The organism is Treponema berlinense (assembly GCF_900167025.1).
Taxonomy (GTDB): domain Bacteria; phylum Spirochaetota; class Spirochaetia; order Treponematales; family Treponemataceae; genus Treponema_D; species Treponema_D berlinense.
This window is the reverse complement of record NZ_FUXC01000011.1, coordinates 44,450-63,668: the sequence shown is the minus strand read 5'-3', so window position 1 is coordinate 63,668 and position 19,219 is coordinate 44,450. Positions and strand designations below refer to the sequence as shown.

17 protein-coding genes are annotated in these 19,219 nt (G+C 38.8%); 4 read left to right on the top strand and 13 right to left on the bottom strand.

What is annotated here, in order from left to right; translation table 11 throughout:
* Positions 1–18 precede the first annotated feature (18 nt).
* Complete coding sequence (locus B5D47_RS09165) at positions 19–1,518, bottom strand: NAD(P)H-hydrate dehydratase (RefSeq protein WP_078931534.1); 1,500 nt, start codon at positions 1,516–1,518, stop codon at positions 19–21.
* 138 nt (positions 1,519–1,656) lie between these two features.
* Here B5D47_RS09165 and B5D47_RS09160 point away from each other — a divergent pair, with 138 nt between their 5' ends.
* Together B5D47_RS09160 and B5D47_RS11940 are read left to right on the top strand one after the other, a co-directional pair.
* Positions 1,657–1,977: a prevent-host-death protein gene (locus B5D47_RS09160; RefSeq protein ID WP_078931533.1), complete on the top strand. Its 321-nt coding sequence runs from the start codon at positions 1,657–1,659 to the stop codon at positions 1,975–1,977.
* Between the two features lie 3 nt (positions 1,978–1,980).
* Positions 1,981–2,088: a type II toxin-antitoxin system RelE family toxin gene (locus B5D47_RS11940; RefSeq protein ID WP_374047905.1), complete on the top strand. Its 108-nt coding sequence runs from the start codon at positions 1,981–1,983 to the stop codon at positions 2,086–2,088.
* Positions 2,089–2,356: 268 nt separating this feature from the next.
* Here B5D47_RS11940 and B5D47_RS09150 read toward each other — a convergent pair whose 3' ends face one another.
* From B5D47_RS09150 to metK, 5 genes are all read right to left on the bottom strand, one after another.
* Positions 2,357–3,736 (bottom strand): MATE family efflux transporter, encoded by a 1,380-nt coding sequence (locus B5D47_RS09150; protein WP_078931532.1) that lies wholly within the window; start codon positions 3,734–3,736, stop codon positions 2,357–2,359.
* A gap of 12 nt (positions 3,737–3,748) precedes the next feature.
* Positions 3,749–4,645, bottom strand: coding sequence for a mechanosensitive ion channel family protein (locus B5D47_RS09145; RefSeq protein WP_078931531.1), 897 nt, complete (start codon positions 4,643–4,645; stop codon positions 3,749–3,751).
* A 59-nt stretch (positions 4,646–4,704) separates the two neighbouring features.
* Positions 4,705–5,349 carry an endonuclease III gene (gene nth, locus B5D47_RS09140; protein ID WP_078931530.1) on the bottom strand — a complete coding sequence of 215 codons (645 nt, stop codon included), beginning with the start codon at positions 5,347–5,349 and terminating at the stop codon, positions 4,705–4,707.
* 31 nt (positions 5,350–5,380) lie between these two features.
* Positions 5,381–6,070: a YoaK family protein gene (locus tag B5D47_RS09135; RefSeq protein ID WP_159443518.1), complete on the bottom strand. Its 690-nt coding sequence runs from the start codon at positions 6,068–6,070 to the stop codon at positions 5,381–5,383.
* 115 nt (positions 6,071–6,185) lie between these two features.
* A complete protein-coding gene (gene metK, locus B5D47_RS09130) occupies positions 6,186–7,397 on the bottom strand; it encodes a methionine adenosyltransferase (protein WP_078931528.1) in 1,212 nt (403 codons plus the stop codon).
* A 239-nt stretch (positions 7,398–7,636) separates the two neighbouring features.
* Between metK and B5D47_RS09125 the strand changes: the two genes are divergently transcribed.
* Positions 7,637–8,026, top strand: a complete 390-nt coding sequence (locus B5D47_RS09125) for an isoamylase early set domain-containing protein (RefSeq protein ID WP_078931527.1) — start codon at positions 7,637–7,639, stop codon at positions 8,024–8,026.
* A gap of 167 nt (positions 8,027–8,193) precedes the next feature.
* Here the strand turns inward: B5D47_RS09125 and B5D47_RS09120 are convergent, their stop codons facing one another.
* The 5 genes from B5D47_RS09120 to B5D47_RS09100 all read right to left on the bottom strand — a co-directional run bounded on the left by B5D47_RS09120 (position 8,194) and on the right by B5D47_RS09100 (position 15,850).
* Entirely contained in the window at positions 8,194–8,556 is a 363-nt protein-coding gene (locus B5D47_RS09120; protein ID WP_078931526.1) for a hypothetical protein, read from the bottom strand.
* 118 nt (positions 8,557–8,674) lie between these two features.
* On the bottom strand, positions 8,675–9,859 hold the full coding sequence (locus B5D47_RS09115; protein ID WP_143592660.1) for a hypothetical protein: 1,185 nt from the start codon (positions 9,857–9,859) through the stop codon (positions 8,675–8,677).
* Positions 9,860–10,049: 190 nt separating this feature from the next.
* Positions 10,050–11,738: a hypothetical protein gene (locus tag B5D47_RS09110; protein ID WP_078931524.1), complete on the bottom strand. Its 1,689-nt coding sequence runs from the start codon at positions 11,736–11,738 to the stop codon at positions 10,050–10,052.
* Between the two features lie 308 nt (positions 11,739–12,046).
* Positions 12,047–12,289: a hypothetical protein gene (locus B5D47_RS09105; protein ID WP_078931523.1), complete on the bottom strand. Its 243-nt coding sequence runs from the start codon at positions 12,287–12,289 to the stop codon at positions 12,047–12,049.
* Between the two features lie 234 nt (positions 12,290–12,523).
* Positions 12,524–15,850: a DNA translocase FtsK gene (locus B5D47_RS09100; RefSeq protein ID WP_234969998.1), complete on the bottom strand. Its 3,327-nt coding sequence runs from the start codon at positions 15,848–15,850 to the stop codon at positions 12,524–12,526.
* Between the two features lie 317 nt (positions 15,851–16,167).
* Between B5D47_RS09100 and B5D47_RS09090 the strand changes: the two genes are divergently transcribed.
* Positions 16,168–17,094, top strand: coding sequence for an alpha-hydroxy-acid oxidizing protein (locus tag B5D47_RS09090; protein WP_078931521.1), 927 nt, complete (start codon positions 16,168–16,170; stop codon positions 17,092–17,094).
* 39 nt (positions 17,095–17,133) lie between these two features.
* Here the strand turns inward: B5D47_RS09090 and pheS are convergent, their stop codons facing one another.
* The gene (gene pheS / locus B5D47_RS09085; protein WP_078931520.1) at positions 17,134–18,690 is read right to left on the bottom strand and encodes a phenylalanine--tRNA ligase subunit alpha; all 1,557 of its coding nucleotides are present in this window, start codon (positions 18,688–18,690) and stop codon (positions 17,134–17,136) included.
* Between the two features lie 97 nt (positions 18,691–18,787).
* Positions 18,788–19,183 (bottom strand): hypothetical protein, encoded by a 396-nt coding sequence (locus B5D47_RS09080; protein WP_078931519.1) that lies wholly within the window; start codon positions 19,181–19,183, stop codon positions 18,788–18,790.
* Positions 19,184–19,219: the final 36 nt, after the last annotated feature.

Here is a 19,219-nt window from a genome sequence, read left to right as displayed (position 1 = left end):
TTTTGCGTTCAATTTTTTCTATAATTCTCCAATATTTTGAATTAAATCCGTCGGTGTAAGAGCAAAATTATTTTTTATTTTGCAGGCAGCGAGAGAATGAGCAAGGCAGGCTGTAATTGCGGCGTCTTTTCCTTCGTAATTTTGAGCCAAAAGCGCACATATCATTCCTGCAAGCGCATCTCCACTTCCACCTTTTGCAAGTGCCGGAGAACCAAAACTGTCGATAAAAAGATTAAAATCTTCTTTTGCAGTAAATACCCCGATAGCAGAATTTGCGCCTTTTGCAACCAAGACAGATTCCGGAAAGCGCCGGCAAAACTTTTCGACAAGTTCCGCCCGCCGAAAAATACATTCATCAACACTGTAATTTCCTAAACCGCAAAGACGCAAAAGTTCGGAAAATTCTTTTGGATGTGGAGTCAAAACACAGCCTTTTGGACGCCTCTCCAAAATTTCAAGAAGCAGTGGAGAATATAAAATATCCGCATCGAGCACACAGCGCACGTCCGGCGAATCTAAAAGAAACTTTGCATAAAATTCAGTGATTTTTTCGTCATAACCAAGACCCATTCCAACGCAAAGCGCGCTAATTCGTGGACCAAAATTATTTGTTACAAGAAATTCCATCGAAAGACCGGGAATTGGAGTTTTTGAAAAATTTTCATCTGGACGAATAAGAGTTACAAGACCTGCTCCAAATTTCAGGCAGGCATTTGCCGCAATAATGCTCGCCCCGGATTTTTCGCCGCATGCAATATAAGCGTTTCCAAAGCTTCCCTTATTTACAAGATTGTCAGTCCGGTACGGCAAAATCATATCTTTTTGTTCAAGAAGGAAAAGATTTTTTTGGCTTTCTTTCAAATTTTCAGCAGATTTTTCAAAAAGTTCTCTAGAAATGCCAAGTCCGCAAACCTTTATTTTTCCTGTAAAATTTTTTGCCATGTCGCTGTAAAGGCAGAATTTTTGCGCGCCCATTGTAAGAGTAATATCCGCCTTAAAAACAGATTGCGCCAAAGTTCCGTCGGCATGAAGTCCTGTCGGAACATCGCAGGCAATTTTTAGACATTCTGAAGAATTTACAAAAGCAAGAAGGTTGATGAGTTTTTCGCCGTTTTGATCAGTAAATCCGCCTTTAAAACCGCTCCCAAAAATGCAGTCCACAACAACAGCCGAATCCAAATTTTCCGCAAAAAAACTGTCCGATTCAAAAACCGAAACTCCGCACAACCTTGCGCGTTCAGCCTGCAAAACACAAAGTGGCGACGAAGGCTTGCCGCATTCAAAAACACAGGTTTTAAAAGAACCAGAAATCAGTCTGGCAAGCGCATAGCCGTCGGCACCGTTATTGCCACTACCGCACAAAATCAAAACTTTTTGAATTTTCCTGTCCAGCGAGATAGAGCAAATTTCGTTTTTAAGGGCAGAAGCCGCATTTTCCATCATAATTTCTTCGGAAAGAGCATATCTTTGCCGGCAGGCACAATCCAAAGTGCGCGTATCATAAAACATTTTTTGCATAAAAAAATTATAGCACGAAAAAAAAATGTGAAAAACTAATTTTTTAGCGCACGTAGCGAACTTTCAAAAAATATATAAATTTGACAACAAATAAAACGATATATATATTATTATTAAGATTAAAATCGGAGGTAAAATATGAAAGCTTTAAATACATTAAATATTCTTGATTCAATAATTCCTATCAGCCGTTTTAACAAAGGTGAAGCTAACAAAATTTTTTCTGATGTAAAAAAATTCGGTACAAAAATTGTTGTAAAAAATAATGTTCCAGAGTGTATTCTTATGAGTCCACAAAGTTATCAGCAGATGATGGAAGAATACGAAGATGCAATTCTTGCAGCAGAAACTTCAAAACGACTTTCTGAAAAAACTGAATATACAACTCAAGATAATTTGATGAAAAAATTCGGACTGACAGAATCCGATTTAGATGATATTGAAGTTAATCTGGAGTAGCTGATGGAATGGAAAATCAAGTATCATCCTCTCGCAGAAGAAGAATTATCTAAACTTGACGGCTCTGTCAGAAAAATAGTTTTAAAGGGCATATTAAAAGTATCTGCATAGGCATTCGCGTTGTATACAAACTTTTTGAAGATGAAAAAACACACGAAATGTACATTCTTGTAGTTTCCGTCCGTGCAGATAATGAAGCCTATGATTTAGCTAGAAAAAGAAAATAGCGCACGTCCGGGCTTGCAGCCCGGATTGGAAGGGCGCAGTCCGCTTTTGGCGGATGGAGCGTTAGCGAAACCCTGGAAAGCCGGTTTTTGCGACAACTGGACGGTTCTAACTGGCAAACTTTTCTTTTGCGCTAATTGTGCTCCCAAAATTTTTAAATTACTTTTTTTTCAAGCCATTTTTTGCCACAAAAACGCACGTAGAACATAATTCCGCGGAAAATCCAGTCCAAAAACATTCCAATCCAAATGCCAAAAAACGCAAATTGTGTGTTTCCCGGATAAATGCGCAAAATCCATTTTGAAATCAAAAAACTGCCAAGGACGCGGAAAAGCCACATGCTTATGTTTGAAATTATCATTGTGTACTTTGCGTCGCCTGCTCCACGAAGAATATTTGGCATTGTAAAACTCATTGGCCAGAAAAATATGTTTGCAACCATACAAGCGCGGATAACAAGCACGGCCAAATTTTGAGCTTGTGGCGTCAAATTGAAAATTTTCGTAACAAATGGTGCAAGTCCAAAAACCACAATTGCCGTAACAAACATTCCGCCGTAAGACAAAAGCATAATCTTTCGGCCATAAGATTTTGCCTGTTCTTTTTCGCCGGCACCAATGCACTGTCCGACAATTGTTACGCTCGCAAGACCGATTGCGTTTCCTGGAATATTTGAAAAACTTGCAACTGTATTTGTAATTGCATTTGCAGCAATTACCGTAATTCCAAAGGTGGACATAAACGAATAGACAAGAGTTTTTCCGATATGAAAAACAGAATTTTCAATTCCACTCGGAACTGCAATTTTTAGAATTCGTCCCATGAGCGTAAAATAAAACTGCGGCTTCCAGATTTTTTCTAAAAAAAGCGGCCATTTTTTTTGACTTAAAATGCAGAGCATTACAACGGCGGCAATTCCGCGGCTTACGAGGGTTGAAATTCCTGCTCCGGCAACTCCAATTTTTGCTCCGTAAATCAAAATCGCGTTTCCGGCAATATTTGTCAAATTCATTACAAGGCTGACTTTTAAACTTATTTTGCTGTTTCCCATTGCCCGGCACAACGCAGCGCAACTGTTATAAATTCCAAGCAACGGAAAACTAAACAAAATCCAGACAAAGTAAGTCAGCGCATTGTCCATAACCTGCGGATCAAGAGCGCCAAAAATTCCGTTCAAAATAATCCGGCGCAAAGGCAGACATATTGCTATAAAAAAAACTCCGGCAATCACGCACAAATTTAAAAGCTGTTTTGCAGAAGCCTGGGCCTTTTTTTGTTCTTTATGGCCGAGGTACTGGCTTGCAACCACCGCTCCACCTGTAGCAAACGCCGCAAAAAGTTGAATTACAAGCTGTCCAAGCTGATCAATCAAACTTACTCCGCTGACGCCGGCTTCTCCGACAGAAGAAACCATAACCGTATCGCAAGCCCCGATTGTCATTGCCAGAAATTGCTCTGCAACCAAGGGCCAGATTAAGCGATTGAGAAAATTTTTACTAAACAGCTGATTTACTGGTTTTGCCGGAGTTTGCATTCAATCCACTTCCTATTTTTTTTCGTTCAAAATCGCAACGTCCATACGGTTAAATGGAATATTGATTTGAGCTTCGTTAAAAGCTTTTAAGGTATTTATTGCAATATCGCTTTTTGTCTGCAAGAAATCTTCTTTCTTGCTCCAAACGATAATGTTCAAATTCACTCCGCTGTCTCCGTGAGTTGTCCAAAGCACTTTTGGGGAATACTCCGGATTATCAAGAACAACAGTCGGGCAACGTGCAGGAACAGTTTTTGCAACTTCCATAACCTTGTCAAAATCGCTGTCATAATCAACACTGGTTTCAAAAATGTAGCGTCTGTACGGAAAAGCCGAATAATTTTTTAGTTTTGTGTTGATGATTGTTGAATTTGGAATTCGCACAAGCTGGTTGTCGCCAGTATGAATTTTTATAGAAATTATTCCTATTGAATCAATCGTTCCAGAAATTCCGTCAACCTCGATAAAATCGCCGATTTTCATTGCCTTGTCGGTAACGACAAAAAGACCGGAAATCAAATTGCTTACGGAAGTTTGCGCCGCAAAACCAATTGCAACTCCAGCAATTCCCGCAGCACCCCAGATTGCGCTCAATTTTATTCCAAAAAGTCCGAGAACGTACATTACGATTAAAACGTAAAAACAATAACTGATCGCTTTTACAATAAGCGAAACTGTTTTTTTCTGCAAAGTTTTTGAAGCCGCTTTTTTTACAAAATGACGGATTATGCGATAAAACATCCAGAAAATAAGAATCGCCACAACGCTTGTAATCACTTTTGCAAGGTTTGCCCAGGTAAAATAAGCTGACAGTTCGTCGAGATGGAACAACGACTTTACTTCATTTGCAGTTCCGTTTGCAAGTGCAATCGCACCGTTTGCCGCTTCCGCAATTACGCTTTCTTCCATTTTTATCATGCCCCCAAAAAAATATTAAAACTTTTTACAATAATTTATCAATTCAAAAATCAATCGTCTTTAAGACTTCTGCCGTAAAGACACAAATCTCGTATTAAACATTCATTGCACTTTGGATTTCGGGCTGTACAAACATAGCGGCCGTGAAGCAAAAGCCAATGATGGGCATGCTGCAAATATTCGGCAGGAATATTTTTCAAGAGCGAATTTTCAACCTGCTCCGGAGTTGAACCTTCCGCAAGCCCAATTTTTGGACAAATCCGCAGAAGATGCGTGTCGACCGGCATTGTATTTTGACCAAAAACCACATTCAAAACAACATTCGCAGTTTTTCTTCCAACTCCCGGCAAAGACATCAGTTTTTCCCTGGAATCCGGAACAATTCCGCCAAAATCTTCAATCAACTTTTTAGAAAGTGCAATTATGTTTTTAGACTTATTTTTCCACAAACCGATTGGTTTTATAAACTCAATCAATTTTTCCTGACCAAGGGCAAGAATTTTTTGAGGAGTGTCGGCAACTTCATAAAGCGGTTTTGTATAAAAATTTACGGATTTGTCGGTTGCCTGAGCGCTCAAAACCACAGAAACAAGCAAAGTAAACGGATTCTTAAAATCAAGTTCGCTCTTTGGATTCGGATTTTGAACCTTAAAACGTTCCATAATTTCAACAATCTGCTGCTTTGAAAGAATCATTTTTTCAAACCTTACAAAATCACCAAAAAAACTATTTTGCCGAATCCTTTGGAAAAGTCGCAATCAAAACCGCAATTATCGCACAAGGAATCGTAACCAGCGTAAAACAAAAATTTCCAAGTTTTTCAAAAAGCTTAAATCCGGCAAAAATTCCAAGATAATAGCCAGCCAAAACCGCGCCATAAAACTGCGCCTTCAATTTAAATTCATTTTTTCCGTTACAAAAATATTCCGTCAAGGCGCTGATTGTCTGCTTAAAATTATTCGTACAAAAATTCGTCGAGGCCGCATAACCATAACTTCCCGAAAAACTGCTCCACTGAAGCGACATTGCAAAAAAAGTAGGATACAGATAAACAACCTTTGGCCAATTCGTCGGCATAAGCCACATTAAAAAGCCCATCGCCACATCAACCAAAAGAGCCAAATATTTTACGTTAATTTTTGTGTGTTCTTTGGCATAAGTAACAAAAAAAATCGGCAGTGCAAAAATCAAAACTCCAGCAAACCTAAGTCCAAGTTCAAACCAGTCTTTGCCAATCAAAAGCCGCACCATTTCAATCAAATGCGTCGTCTGAGAAGAACCAAAACTCTTTACAATGTTCTCCAACGGAAAAACCGTCAAAAAACCACCGCAAAATGCAACAATATAATGAATATGCGCATCCCGCTTTGCCTGTGGCGTAATTCTCGAATCAATTTCAACAGCTTTTGACTTCATTTTTTTATTGGCGTTCCCCGACATTCTGCCGGGTCGCTATGTCCGTGGTTCGCTACGCTCATTGCGGAGCAGTTTCGCAAAACTCAACCGCTCCACAACTCCGCCACTCCCAGCGCTAACGCAACACCTCTTTTTTAAGATCTTCAACTTTGTCAGTTTTTTCCCAAGGGAAACCTTCGCGTCCAAAATGTCCATAAGACGCAGTTTTTCTGTAAATCGGCTGTTTTAAATTCAAAGTTTTGATAATTCCAGCCGGTGTGCAGTCAAAAATTTTCTCTACGGCAGCAGCAATTTTTGAACGCTCTGCTTTTTCAGTTCCAAAAGTTTCCAAAAGAATCGAAACAGGGAACGGAACTCCAATTGCATATGCAAGCTCAACTTCCGCTCTTTCGGCAAGTCCTGCGGCAACAACATTTTTTGCAATATAGCGCGCCATATAGGCAGCCGAGCGGTCAACTTTTGAAGGATCTTTTCCAGAAAAAGCTCCGCCGCCATGACGGCCCATTCCGCCGTAAGTATCAACAATGATTTTTCGACCGGTCAAACCAGAATCTCCATCCGGACCGCCAATTACAAATTTTCCAGTCGGATTTATAAAGAATTTAGTATTCCCGTCCAAAAGCCCGGTCGGTTCAAGAACAGGCTTAATAATCTGGTTGATGATAGTTTCCTTAATTGTCGAATAATCAACATCTGGATCGTGCTGATGAGAAACAACAACCGTGTCAACGCGAACAGGCTTGTGATTTTCGTCGTATTCAACAGTAACCTGAGATTTTGCATCCGGTCTAAGCCAGCTAATTGTTCCGTTATGGCGAAGCTCATTTGCTTTTAAAAGAATCTGGTGCGAATAATAAATCGGCGCAGGCATTAACGATGGAGTTTCGTTGCAGGCAAAACCAAACATCATTCCCTGATCGCCAGCTCCCTGCTGACCTTCGTACTCATCAAGACCTTTACCAACAACACCCTGATTTATGTCCGCAGACTGAGCGTGAAGACGGTTCATAAAAATACAGTTTCTGCCGTCAAGACCAACTTCTGGCGAAGTATAGCCAATATCAACAGCAACCTGACGTGCAATTTTTTCGATATTTGCATTAAATTCTTTAGGATTCACCTTGTAATTCTGAAAACCAATTTCGCCGCCGACAAGCAAAAAGTCCGTCGTAGAAAAAGATTCGCAGGCAACGTGAACATCAGGATCAAGCGAAAGACAATAATCCAAAACAGCGTCAGAAACCTGATCGCAAAGTTTATCCGGATGGCCTTCGCCAACCGACTCAGATGTAAATAAATAGTGATTTTTGTTAGAAAGACTGCTCATAACCGAGCCTCCATTTTAGCAAGATTTGCCGGCTCAAAAAAAACCGGTCTCCGCTCTGCAATTCAGGTTAAATCGGCGGAAATTTTTTATTTATTTTTCTATTTGCTTTTTAATATATAATTTATTGGCAAGTCGGACAATAAGTTGTATACTTTTAAATGAATTTATAGCAAATAGTTTTTAAAATGCCCCGCAAAACACAAGGTTTTAGGGTAAATATACTTTTTAAGGAGAATGACATGGCATTAAAAAAAGTTTATTCAGCAGACGCAACAAAATGCAAAGTTACTTTCATTGTTGAAAAAGAGGCCGCACAAGATGCTGCAACTGTATCTCTTGCTGGAGATTTTAACAGCTGGAGTTCAACAGAAACACACCTAAAAAAATCAAAAGACGGTTCTTTCTCTGTAACACTCGAACTCGATGCCGGAAAAGAATACCAATACCGCTATCTTATGGACGGCAAACGTTGGGAAAATGACTGGAAAGCCGACAAATATATTCCAGCACCTTTTTCAAATACAGACAATTCAGTTGTAATTTGTATTCCTTCAGAAACAGATTTAAAAGCTGCTGCAAAAAAAACAGCTTCAAAAAAAATAACTAAAAAATCTGCTGCAAAAAAATAAACAAAAAAAACGGTCAAAGCGCACATTGCATTTTGACCGTTTTTTTTGTTTGGGTGGCTTTTTGCATTCGCAAAAACCGGGCTATCCAGGGCTACGGCTTTCGCCTCCGGTATTTTTACAGGCAAAAACACGCGCTGCGCGCCCCTTCCTATCCCTGCCACTTTAATTTAATCGTCAGATTTTAACCATTTTTCAAGAGCCTGGGCAATCGCCTCAGGATTTTCCATAACCGACTGCCTGAATTTTTCTTCTTCAGAAGCAGCTGTTTTAATAAATCCATGTGGAACATCCTTATAAATTCCACGAAGCTCACCAAAACTTTTAAGTTCTTCAAGAACGGCAATTTCTCTGTTTACCTGAGATTTATCTTTAGGGTTGTAAATTTTTCCGTCATAACTGCGAAGTTTTTTAGTAGCAGCACTGATTTTTTTAAGTTGTTCAGAAGAAAAATTAAGTTTTTCAAGAACAGCCTCGCGCGCTCCATTCCCCAGTTCCGCCAGCAAAATAGCAATCTTGTCATACCCAGTCATAAAAGACCTCCCAACCGCCAAACATTATAAACTAGAAAAAAAATCCTGTCATTTCCCTCTCATTTTATTGAGAAAAAAAATTAAAATGTGCGGCCGGGCTTTGCACTGTGCTCCAAATTTAAAATTTAATTTTTAATGATAAAATTGTACCGCTCAGCAAAACAGTTTTAATTTTTTGTAAATTTTTTGATGACGACAAACCCGAACTTGAACTCGCAGAACTACTTAATTTTGTTTTTAGCCCGTTTTTCGCAGTATCTGTCAAAAGAGGAAGAACCAATACTCTTGAAAGTCTTAATTCTGGTTCAACTTGTTTTAATTTTAAAACACTTTTTGCGTTATATGACACACTTATTTTTCCGGCAAAGAACCCACAATTTGTAAAATCTGCAAAATCAAAGTCTTTTGAAGCGGCTGAACCGTCAAAAAAAATATTTTTCTTATATTTATATGAATAATTTGCGCCCGGCTCATTAACAAAACAATGAAAATAATTTGTATCAAGCTGAACATTTAAAGACGAACGCTTATATTCATAAGAAAATCCAAGTCCAGCAACATAAAATTTATCGTTCAAATGCCCATAAATTCTTTCATAAGGAAAAAAGAAATAATCTTGTGTTTCACTTGTTGCAAGAACCGAACCAAATATCTCTGCATAACAATAAAATAATTTTATTGAAAGAAAATGCCTAAAATCGATTTTTGTTTCTGACCCCAAAATATTCTTTTCTGCTTTTAATCCAATAAAATTTCCCCTTCCTGTTCCCAACTTTTCTTTTATTTCCGTGTTATCTGCCTGAATTTTTGCTTTAATTTTTCCTCCAAAAACCGAAAAATCAAATCCATAAGGAAGCAAAAGTTCTGTTTTTTCGAAAACAAATCTTATATCTTCCGGATGTCCAAAAAAGTAATACAAATCGCCCCAATCAAATCCGCCTTTTCCGGCAAATAATTCGGAAGAAAGTTTTATGCTTTTAGAAAAGCAATAATTTGCAGAAGTGTAAAATCCAGCAAAATCTCCGTTTTCCAAAATAAAACGCGGTTTTCCATTTAAAATTTTAGTTTTGTCTGGAATATTTACTCCAAACACACCAGCAGAAAAATCCAGTTTTTTTAAGTCGATTTTTATTTCTGCATAACCTGAATAAAACTTCCCCTCAAATTTTGACAAATCCGGTTTTGCGCCAAGAAAACCTCCAGAAGCACTTAATTTAGAAAAATAATTTGATTCTATTTTTAAAGAACCTTCCGCCGTTGCTCCAAAAACCGGAAAAAATAAATCTCCGACAAATGAATTCAATTCAAAATTTTGCGACGATAAAAGCGATGAAAAAAAAATTAAAATTGAACAAATAAACGTTTTTTTTAACTTCATAAACACAAAAAAGCCGCAAGACTTTGTGAAGCAAAGTTCATAAAGTCCCTGCGGCTAAAATTAGATTAAAAAAGATTTTTCAGACACTAAAACACTTTGTTTTCAGCAAAAAATCTTATTTACTGGCTATAAGAGCCTTTATATCGTCCGCAATTTCGCCGTTATGATAGAAATTATAGACATAAAGACCTGGAAGAACACCAATTGGCACATGCGTAAAATGGTAGCCAGCATTGCTCGAAGATGCAGAATGTTCCATCATTTCAATTCCGCAATCGTTCATAAAACTTGCAAAATCAAATCCTGCAAATATTTTTTCAAGATTATGCCATTCAATTTTCAGTGCAAGCGTATATCCTCCATCATCGTCATCAAAGAATCTAGCATTCTTATACGCATCAATCAAATAATCAACTGTTTTTTTGCCAGTTGAATCCACTGCAGACAATTGCGAATCTGGAAGCGAAATTTCTACTTCTTCGCCATTGTTATCATAGTAAACATATTTTTTTGCTTCCGAAACAGTAAAATATTCTTCATCAGTGTTGGAATTATATATATATTTGGAATACACATTCCTAATTCTTGGTATATTATTTTTATCACAAGATATAAAATTCTTCAGCTCAAAGTTGCTAGCGTCAAAAAGTTTTCCAAGATCGATATACAAAGAGCCGCTTGCAGGCCAAGAATCCGGCAGGCCGTCAGTTTCCGGGATATAGAATTTTCCGCCATTTGTAATTGCGGTTTGCAACTGAACTGCGCCTTCACGCAAAACCTTGTATTCTTTAAGAACCTCGGTCAAAGCTGTCGGATAATCTGTTGTGTTTTTAAGAATATCATCGTAAGCCGCAATCAAGTCGCTTACTGCCGAAGCAAAATGCTCTTTTGAGGCAGCCATTTTTTCAGGACTTCTCTGGCTCATAAATCCGTTTTTAAGGGGATCTATGCTAGCGTCATATTGCAAATATTTTTCAAAGACTTTCATTGCCTCGTCTTTGTCTGCCCAGTTAAATTTTAGGAACGAAAGATCGCTGTTCAAATTATATGACTGCGCGTACTCAATAGTCGCCTTTAGAATATTGAAAGAAGTCTTTATAAGGGCAAGCTCTGCCTTTCCAAGTTTTACGTCTGAAGTTCCAACAATTTCTGTAAGGCCAAAATCGTCAATTACGCGACTAGGAATTTTAACGCTTCCTGTAACTGCATCGATTTTCTTGCAGGCATCTTCATATTCAGAGCTGAACAAAACATTGTACAAATCATCAAGAGCATTGTTCAATCCGTTTGAATTTCCATTCAAGATATTTGCAAGAAGAAGCTCTCCAAAGTAGTTTTTAAATGGGGAATTCTTGAACCAGTCTGGAACAGAAAGTGTCGAGAACATGGCCTTTTTATAATATATGTAGTCAACACCATCATACTCTTCATAGTCATATGCCTGATGAGAAGCAAGGCTTTCGTCTGAAGAATAAATATACACATAATATTCGCCGTTCTCGTCAAGTGTGTAAGTATAATATCGAGAATATGATGAAGAGCCATTTATGTCTTCTTCATACCTTGCAAGAGCGTCTAGGCTTGGATAAAAAGTCTTGCCTTCTATTGTTGCTTTTTTATAGACATACCAGCAAGAAACAGTATTTGAAGAATCTTCAGCGGCAGGAGCTATATTTGCCTTGTAATAACGGGCATAGCTACTAGTAGATGTCGTAAAATCTTTATATCCATAAATATAATCCTCGTCCTCATGCTTAATATACTCTGTAGCTTCAAGCCAATCAGGGCTAAAAAGAGCGTTCATTGTTGCAGGATAATTTGTAATACCAAGGTATTTTTTTACAAAGTCTGCTGTGGCCTGTTTTGTGCTTATTGAGGCAAGGCTTGCAAGAGCCGAGTAAACGCGAGTCTCATCGTTGGCTTCTAGTTTATAAGCCTGATTAAATTTTGTTATTGCTAAATCAAATTTTGCATTTTCAACAGCAACAATTCCTTCTTCAATATATGTTGAATAATTTTTTGTGTCAGTTTTAGTTTCGGTTTTACCGTTTGCATCAGTTGTTTCTGTTGTAACTGTTCCGTTAGCTGTTTCTGTAACTTTTACAGTCTCAATTACTTTTCCATTTTCATCTTGTTTGACTGTTGTTGTAACAGTGAGCCATCAGACCTGACTTCTGTTGTAGTTACAGAGCCGTCTTTATTTGTAACAGTACTAGTATCTGTTACAGTAACTGAATTAGAGCTCCCCTCGTCATCATCATTTTTACAAGAAACAAATGCTGTACAAGTCAACAGCATAACCATAAGACTTACTAATAAGCCCTTTCCGAAGTTTTGTTTAAAAACTCTCATCATTCTCTTTCTCCTTAAAAAACTCCGCGTTAGCGGTGAGCCACGGACGGCAAGGATCACAGTTCGTGAAAGCAACGCTTGAGCAAACTGTAATGATAAAAATTACAGGGATTTAATTTTTATCATGCCTTCTTAGAAAAGCAAATTTTTTAATACTGCAATTTCTAAAAAGAAAGATAACATATTATTAATGATTTTTCAATGAACAAGAATTTTCTTTACACTGTGCTCCAAATTTTATGGAACATAGATTACTTCGCGCGGTTTTGAGCCGTTTTGAGGGCCTACGATTCCTCGTTCTTCCATTTCTTCTACGAGGCGGGCTGCCCGGTTATAACCGATTTTGAGCCTGCGCTGAAGATACGAGGCGCTTGCTTTTCCTGACTGCACTACTATTTCCAGCGCCTTGTCGTAAAGAGGATCATCGCCTTCGCCAAAGAGTCCCAGGTTTCCGTCATTTTCTTCTTCGTCGTCTTCAACAAAAATTTCGTCGTCGATATAATCTGGCTCTCCATATTGTTTTACATAATCCACGACTTTTTCAACTTCGTCATCGCTAACCAGAGTTCCCTGGATTCGCACTGGGAATGGATCTGTTGCGCTGGCATAAAGCATATCGCCTTTTCCCAAAAGTTTTTCGGCTCCAATCTGGTCAATAATTATGTTTGAATCCGTACGGCTTGCAACCATAAATGCAATTCGGCTTGGAATATTTGCTTTTATAAGACCGGTAATTACGTTTACTGACGGTCGCTGAGTTGCCAAAACAAGATGAATTCCAACTGCACGCGACATTGCCGTAAGCCGTGCAACTATTGATTCAAGTTCGCGGCCTGTCGTTGCCATCAAATCTGCAAATTCATCAATAATTACTACAATATATGGCAGTTTTTCCTGCATGAGATGCCGTTCTTCTATGCGGCGGTTAAAATTTGAAATATCGCGCACTCCCATGTTATCCAAAAGCGCGTATCGGCGTTCCATTTCGCAAAGACAATACTGAAGCGACTGCAATGCCTTTTTTGGCTCGGTAATTACCGGAGTTAAAAGATGCGGAATATCATTGTAAAGTTTTAGTTCTACGACTTTCGGGTCAATCAAAATCAATTTTACCTGATTAGGATTGCGTTTGTACAAAATCGAAAGAATAAGAGAATTTACACAAACTGATTTTCCAGAACCAGTTGAACCTGCAATCAAAAGATGCGGAGTTTTTGCAAGATCGATTAAACGAGGCTCGCCGGATATGTCTTTTCCCAAAATCACAGGAATCGCCATCTTCTCAAAAGCCGGATTTTTCTGTTCCATAATTTCACGGAAACTTACAACTGCACGATTTTTGTTCGGAATTTCGATTCCAACTGCAGATTTTCCCGGAATTGGCGAAACTATGCGGACAGAAGTTGCGGCAAGTCTGAGCGCAATATTGTCCTGCAAAGAGCGGATTTTGTTTACATTTACGCCAGGAGCCGGAAGAATTTCAAACATCGTTACAACAGGTCCTTTTCGGATTCCTGTAACTTTTACTTCGATATTAAATTCGGCAAGAGTCTGTGCCAGGTCGGTGGCTTTTTTCTTTGTCTCGTCATCTACAATCCAATATTCGCCGTTATCATATTTTTGCAAAATTCCTTCAACTGGAATTTTATAATCTGCAATTCTGAGTTTTGGTTGCGGTTTTTCAGGCTGAACTTTTTCGCTTTCAACTGCATTTTCTGGCTGAGCTTTTGCAACTGCCAGAGCAGAAGTCCGGGCCGACAAAGCAGAAGAATTTTTTGCCGGAGAAGCCGGCTCTTCGCGGAGAATTGCATTCTTTTTTTCAAACGGCACACCGTTACTGTCTACGACAGGTTTTGCCGTCGGATTAAATTCAAAATCCGAAAATGTGCTGTCAAAATCGTCATCGTCCGCTTTTTCCGCATTTTGCGATAATTCTTCATTTTTTTGCTCAGGCTGAATTTCAAAATCAGGGTTTTTCTGTACAACCATTGGAGATTTTTTAACGTCGCTGTCCATTTTCGCAAAAATCGAGGCAAAACTGTTATTTCTCTGCTCAACAAAACTTGAAAGGTCATCGTCTCCGTTTTCGCAATCCAAATTATCGTTGCCAAAACCGTCATCGTCGTCTTTGTCAAAATCACCTTCAAAACCAGCATCGCCGTCAGAATTTTCACCTTCGTTTTCAGGCTCATTTTCCGCAAAACCGGCACTTTCGTTCTCAAAATTTTCTTCCGTTTCCAGAATTTTTGGCATTACCGACAGATTTTCAGTTTCGCTTTCCGCAAATTCAGTTTCTGTTTCCGGCTCAATTCCGTCCTGAACTTCAAATTCGTTTTCCAGTTCTAATCCGTCTTCCGGTTCAGCTTTATTTTCCGCAAAATCTTCGTCATCATCAAAAATTTCAGCATCAAAATAATCTTTTACATCATCTAAAATTTCAGTTTCGTTTTCATCCGAAAGAATTTCGCCTTCCACTTCTTCTTCATTTTTTTCTTCCGAAGAATAATCAAAATCTTCAAAAGGCTGATTTTCCAATTCGTCGTAATTTTCTTCGTCAGAAACCGCAATTTCCGGAGTTTCCAAAATTTCGCCGTCAGAATTTTCCAAAAAATCCGCATTCAAGGAATCCGAAATTTCAGTTTCGTCAGAGTCGCTCATAAAATCGTCAGTCAAATCCGGCAAATCAAAATCTTCATCATTTACAGGAATTTCTTCCTCGACAGGCTCAAAAGAATTTTCTTCGTTTTTTTCGGAATCTTCTATTTTTAGTTTTTGAGCTTCATTTTCGTCCTGCTCATCAAAAATATGCTCAAAAGGATTTTCTTCAATTTCTGATTTTTCTAAATTTTCACCGTCTTCAACTTCATTTTTTTCTTCATTTTCCAAATTTTTTGGAATTTCAAAGCCAGAATTTTCGATTTCTGCATTTTGTTCTTTTTCCGGCTCAAGTTCTTCGTTTTCCGGATTTTTTTGAACTTCATACGTTTTTTCGTCAAAAATGGCATTTTCTGCATCAAAATTCTCAGCCACTAAACCGGAATTTTCGTCTTTTTGAGCAAATTCTTCAACTTCATCAAGTTCATCAGAATTCTCGTCAAAATCAATTTCTTTGTCTTTTTTTCCAGCGTTTTCAATAATATCGCCAATCATCGAAAGAACCAGATATTCGACAACGACAATAATCGCTCCAGTCACAAGCGCAACCAAAAGTTTCATTACAAGCACATCGCCCGAATTTTCTGCAATAAGCATCCGGCAAATATGCTCAACCGCATCAAGAGTAAAAAACGGAATCACCGAACCTGCAAGAACAACGCCGTTCCGCACGTGCCATGAACGCATAAAACATTCAAAGGCCGCAACCAGCAAAAACAGAGGAATCAAAACTGAACAAATTCCGTAAACTCCCGTAAAAAGTTTTCCAAAACGCCACAAAGCAGAAAAACGCGCCGTTTCGAGCCCGCAAAAATCAAAAAGCACAAACAAAAGCGAAATACAGAAAAATGCAGCAATGGCATAAAGAATAAATCCGACAACCGCCGAAATTTTCAAATTTTTATTCATCAAAAAACTCCACGAGAATTTTCAGTTAAAGTTACTTTTTATTTATCGGCCAAAAAAAAACGAAGTTTAGAATGATTTTGAACCAGAAAAAGCCTGAAAATTTCCATTTAAAAAAATTCAGACCGCAATTTTCCGACCGCGACCGGCTTTTCACGGTTCCGCTTTCGCTCCATTGCTTCGCAACTGGCGCCGTTACAATCCGGGGTAAAATTTTCCGCAAAAAATTCATTCACTTTTCGCGCCTTTTTGTCCAGTTTTTACAAAACCTTTCATAATCTATATTACAATTTGTTCATTTATCTTATAATTCTTCTAAAATGAACAAATTTAAGTGCCACTTTTGCACAATTTGCAACGGAACAGGCTGTATCGACCAGCTTCCAGGCATGGGTGGCGTAAATAGAAATATAAATTTTCGTCTCAACAGCGACGGCTGGGAAGTTCTCCGCAAAGAAAATCCTCTCGTCTTTATAAATTTTATTGAACGTCCGGTAAACGAACGAATTCCGCAAATTGCTTTTGCGCCAATCACCGGAGCAGTCGAAAACATCGGTTTTTCCAGCGAAGAAGAATATTACAGCTCAATTTTTTCAGCAATCCATAAAACCGGAATTGAACTTTGCGTAGGCGACGGATTTCCAGACGACAAAATCAAATTCGGCCTGCAGGCCATAAAAAAAATTCAAAAAACCGACAAAAATGCAAAGGCAAATTTCTTTATAAAACCTTTTCAAAACAAAAAAATTTTTGAACATATCGAAATGGTTCTGCCGTTTGCAAAATCAATCGGAATAGACATAGATTCTTACAACATTGCAACAATGCAAAATCTTGTTCCGCTCGAAAAAAAATCCGCTTTGCAGTTACAGGAAATTCAAAAATTCTTGAACTCAAAAAACATTCCCTTCGTTTTAAAAGGCATTTTTGACAAAGACGGAATAGAACTCGTTAAACAAGTCAAACCAGATGCCGCTTACATTTCAAACCACGGCGGACGCATTCAAACCAGAATCGGTTCAACTGCCGAATTTTTGCAAAATCACGGCGAAGAACTAAAAAATTACACAAAAAAAATCTGGGTAGACGGCGGAATCCGCACAGCTCTCGACGTAGCAACAGCCATGGCTTTCGGTGCTGATAAAATTTTAATCGGGCGCCCCTTTGTAACCGCTTATTGCAAAAACGGCGAAACCGGAATCTGCCAAAAAGCCCTCGAATTCAGTCTTTTGCAGTACGCAAAATAAAAAAAAGACTGTCCGGGCCGGGCAGTCTTCTCTATTTACCTAGAATTTTGCTTTTCTTAAACGAACTTCTTCTATATCTTCGCTGAAAAGTTCACGCAAATCGTTCAATCCCAGCGCCATGAGAGCCATACGGTCAATTCCCATTCCCCAGGCAAGGACCGGACAGTCAAGTCCCTGGGCTTTTGTTACTTCTGGTCTAAAAATTCCTGCTCCGCCAAGTTCAAACCAGCCCAAAACAGGGTGCTTAATATGAACTTCTACAGACGGCTCTGTAAACGGAAAGTATCCCGGAACATATTTAACTTCTGTTGCGCCGGCAACTTCTTTTGCAAACATTTCGAGCATGCCGAGCAAAGTACGCAAATTTACATCATTTCCAGCAATAATTCCTTCTGTCTGATAAAAGTCAGAAAGATGGGTTGCATCAACCTTGTCATAGCGGAAACAGCGGGCAATACCAAAATATTTTCCCGGAACCTTTGCCTTATGCAGCTGATGAGCCGAAAGAACGGTTCCCTGCGAACGCAAAACCAAACGGCGTGTAAACTCGTGGTCAAAATCATAATTCCAACCGCGGCTTCCTGTATTTCCGCCGTTTTTGTGAGTTTCGGCAACATTTGAAAGCCAAGGTTCTTCTATTGATTTTGCATGTGTCGGATTTTTTATGCGGTAAACATCGTGAATATCGCGGGCAGCGTGGAACTGAGGCATAAAAAGAGCATCACCGTTCCAGAATTCTGTTTCTACAAGTGGACCGTCATATTCTTCAAAACCAAGCGAGCACAACTTGTCTTTTACATGTTCAAGGAACTGCACATAAGGGTTTGTGCGTCCAGGAATAATGCGTGCCGGCGGAATTGCAATGTTATAACCGCGGAATGTGCCTTTTTTCCAGTCGCCTGTTTCAAGCATTTTTGGAGTAAGTTCTCCAATTTCGTTTCCGGTAATTCCTGCTTTTTTGAGGGCTTCAACAACTTCGCCAATCGCCGGAGTAAATTTATAAATTACGGTTTCGCGTTCAATGATTTTAAAAGCACTGTCGGCTGCACCGCGTTTTTTTGCGTAAGATGCAATTGCATTTTTTTCTGCTTCGGACAAAGAAGCACTTTCCAACTGACCGTTTTCTGCTCCAGCCGCCTTCTTAAGAATTTCGCGGGCAAGCGTAATTCTTGCAGGAGTCTGAGCACCTGTGTATTCGGCCTTTTTTTCGGCATTCATTTTTAAAACGCCATCTTTCGAAAGCGGACCAAAGGCAGAGCCAACATCTCTCTGTTCAAGACCAGTTCCAACTGCAATTTCCGGAAGAGTTTTTGCTCCGTTGTCTTTTACATATGCAATGATTTTTTCTTCTGGAGTGCCGTTTTCTGCAAAATTGCGTCCCAAGTCTGTAATTTCGTAAAAAGTATGTGGAATACGGCGCTCAACGTTTAAGAGTTCTTTTCCGCCAAGCCAGCTAAAAGCCTGATTTGCATGGCCTTCTTTGTAGCCAAGTTCTTTCTGAAGTTTTTCTGAACTCAATTCATCTTTTTCTGTATATTTTAAGAGAACTTTAATTTCGAGTGGGTGAAGATTTTTAATAATATTCTGAATATCCATTTTTAATTCCATTTTCCAGCAACGCCGGTATAAAAAATTTGAGCCAGTTTCCGTTTGGAATCCAGCTCATATTTCTGTCAAAAAATTTGTTTTTTATTTAACGCTGAAATCTAACATAAGACTGATACATAGCCCACTTAAAGCCTGTTTTTTCGTCTTTGTAGTATTTTACGGAATCGCGTTTCATATATTTGTATCCGTAATATTCATCGTGCTGATCCTGAAAATCTTTCAAAACAGCAAGCGCCGTATTCATTGCCTCGCCCTGATCAAAAGCAACTGCATGGCAAGTATAGAACAGGCGTACTTCGTCAGTAAGCGGAGTATATTGAAGTTCAACCCTGGCGGTTTTATTTGTAACATGCTGGTCTTCCGGAATAATTGTTTCAATTCCGTTATCTGGCTGTGGTTTTAAAAGATCGTCAATTTCGTCTGCAAATGCAACGGCAGAAAAACAAAATACTGCTGCTACAAGGGCAAAAATTTTTTTCATTATTAAATTCCTCCCAAACCCCGATAGTTTTATGTT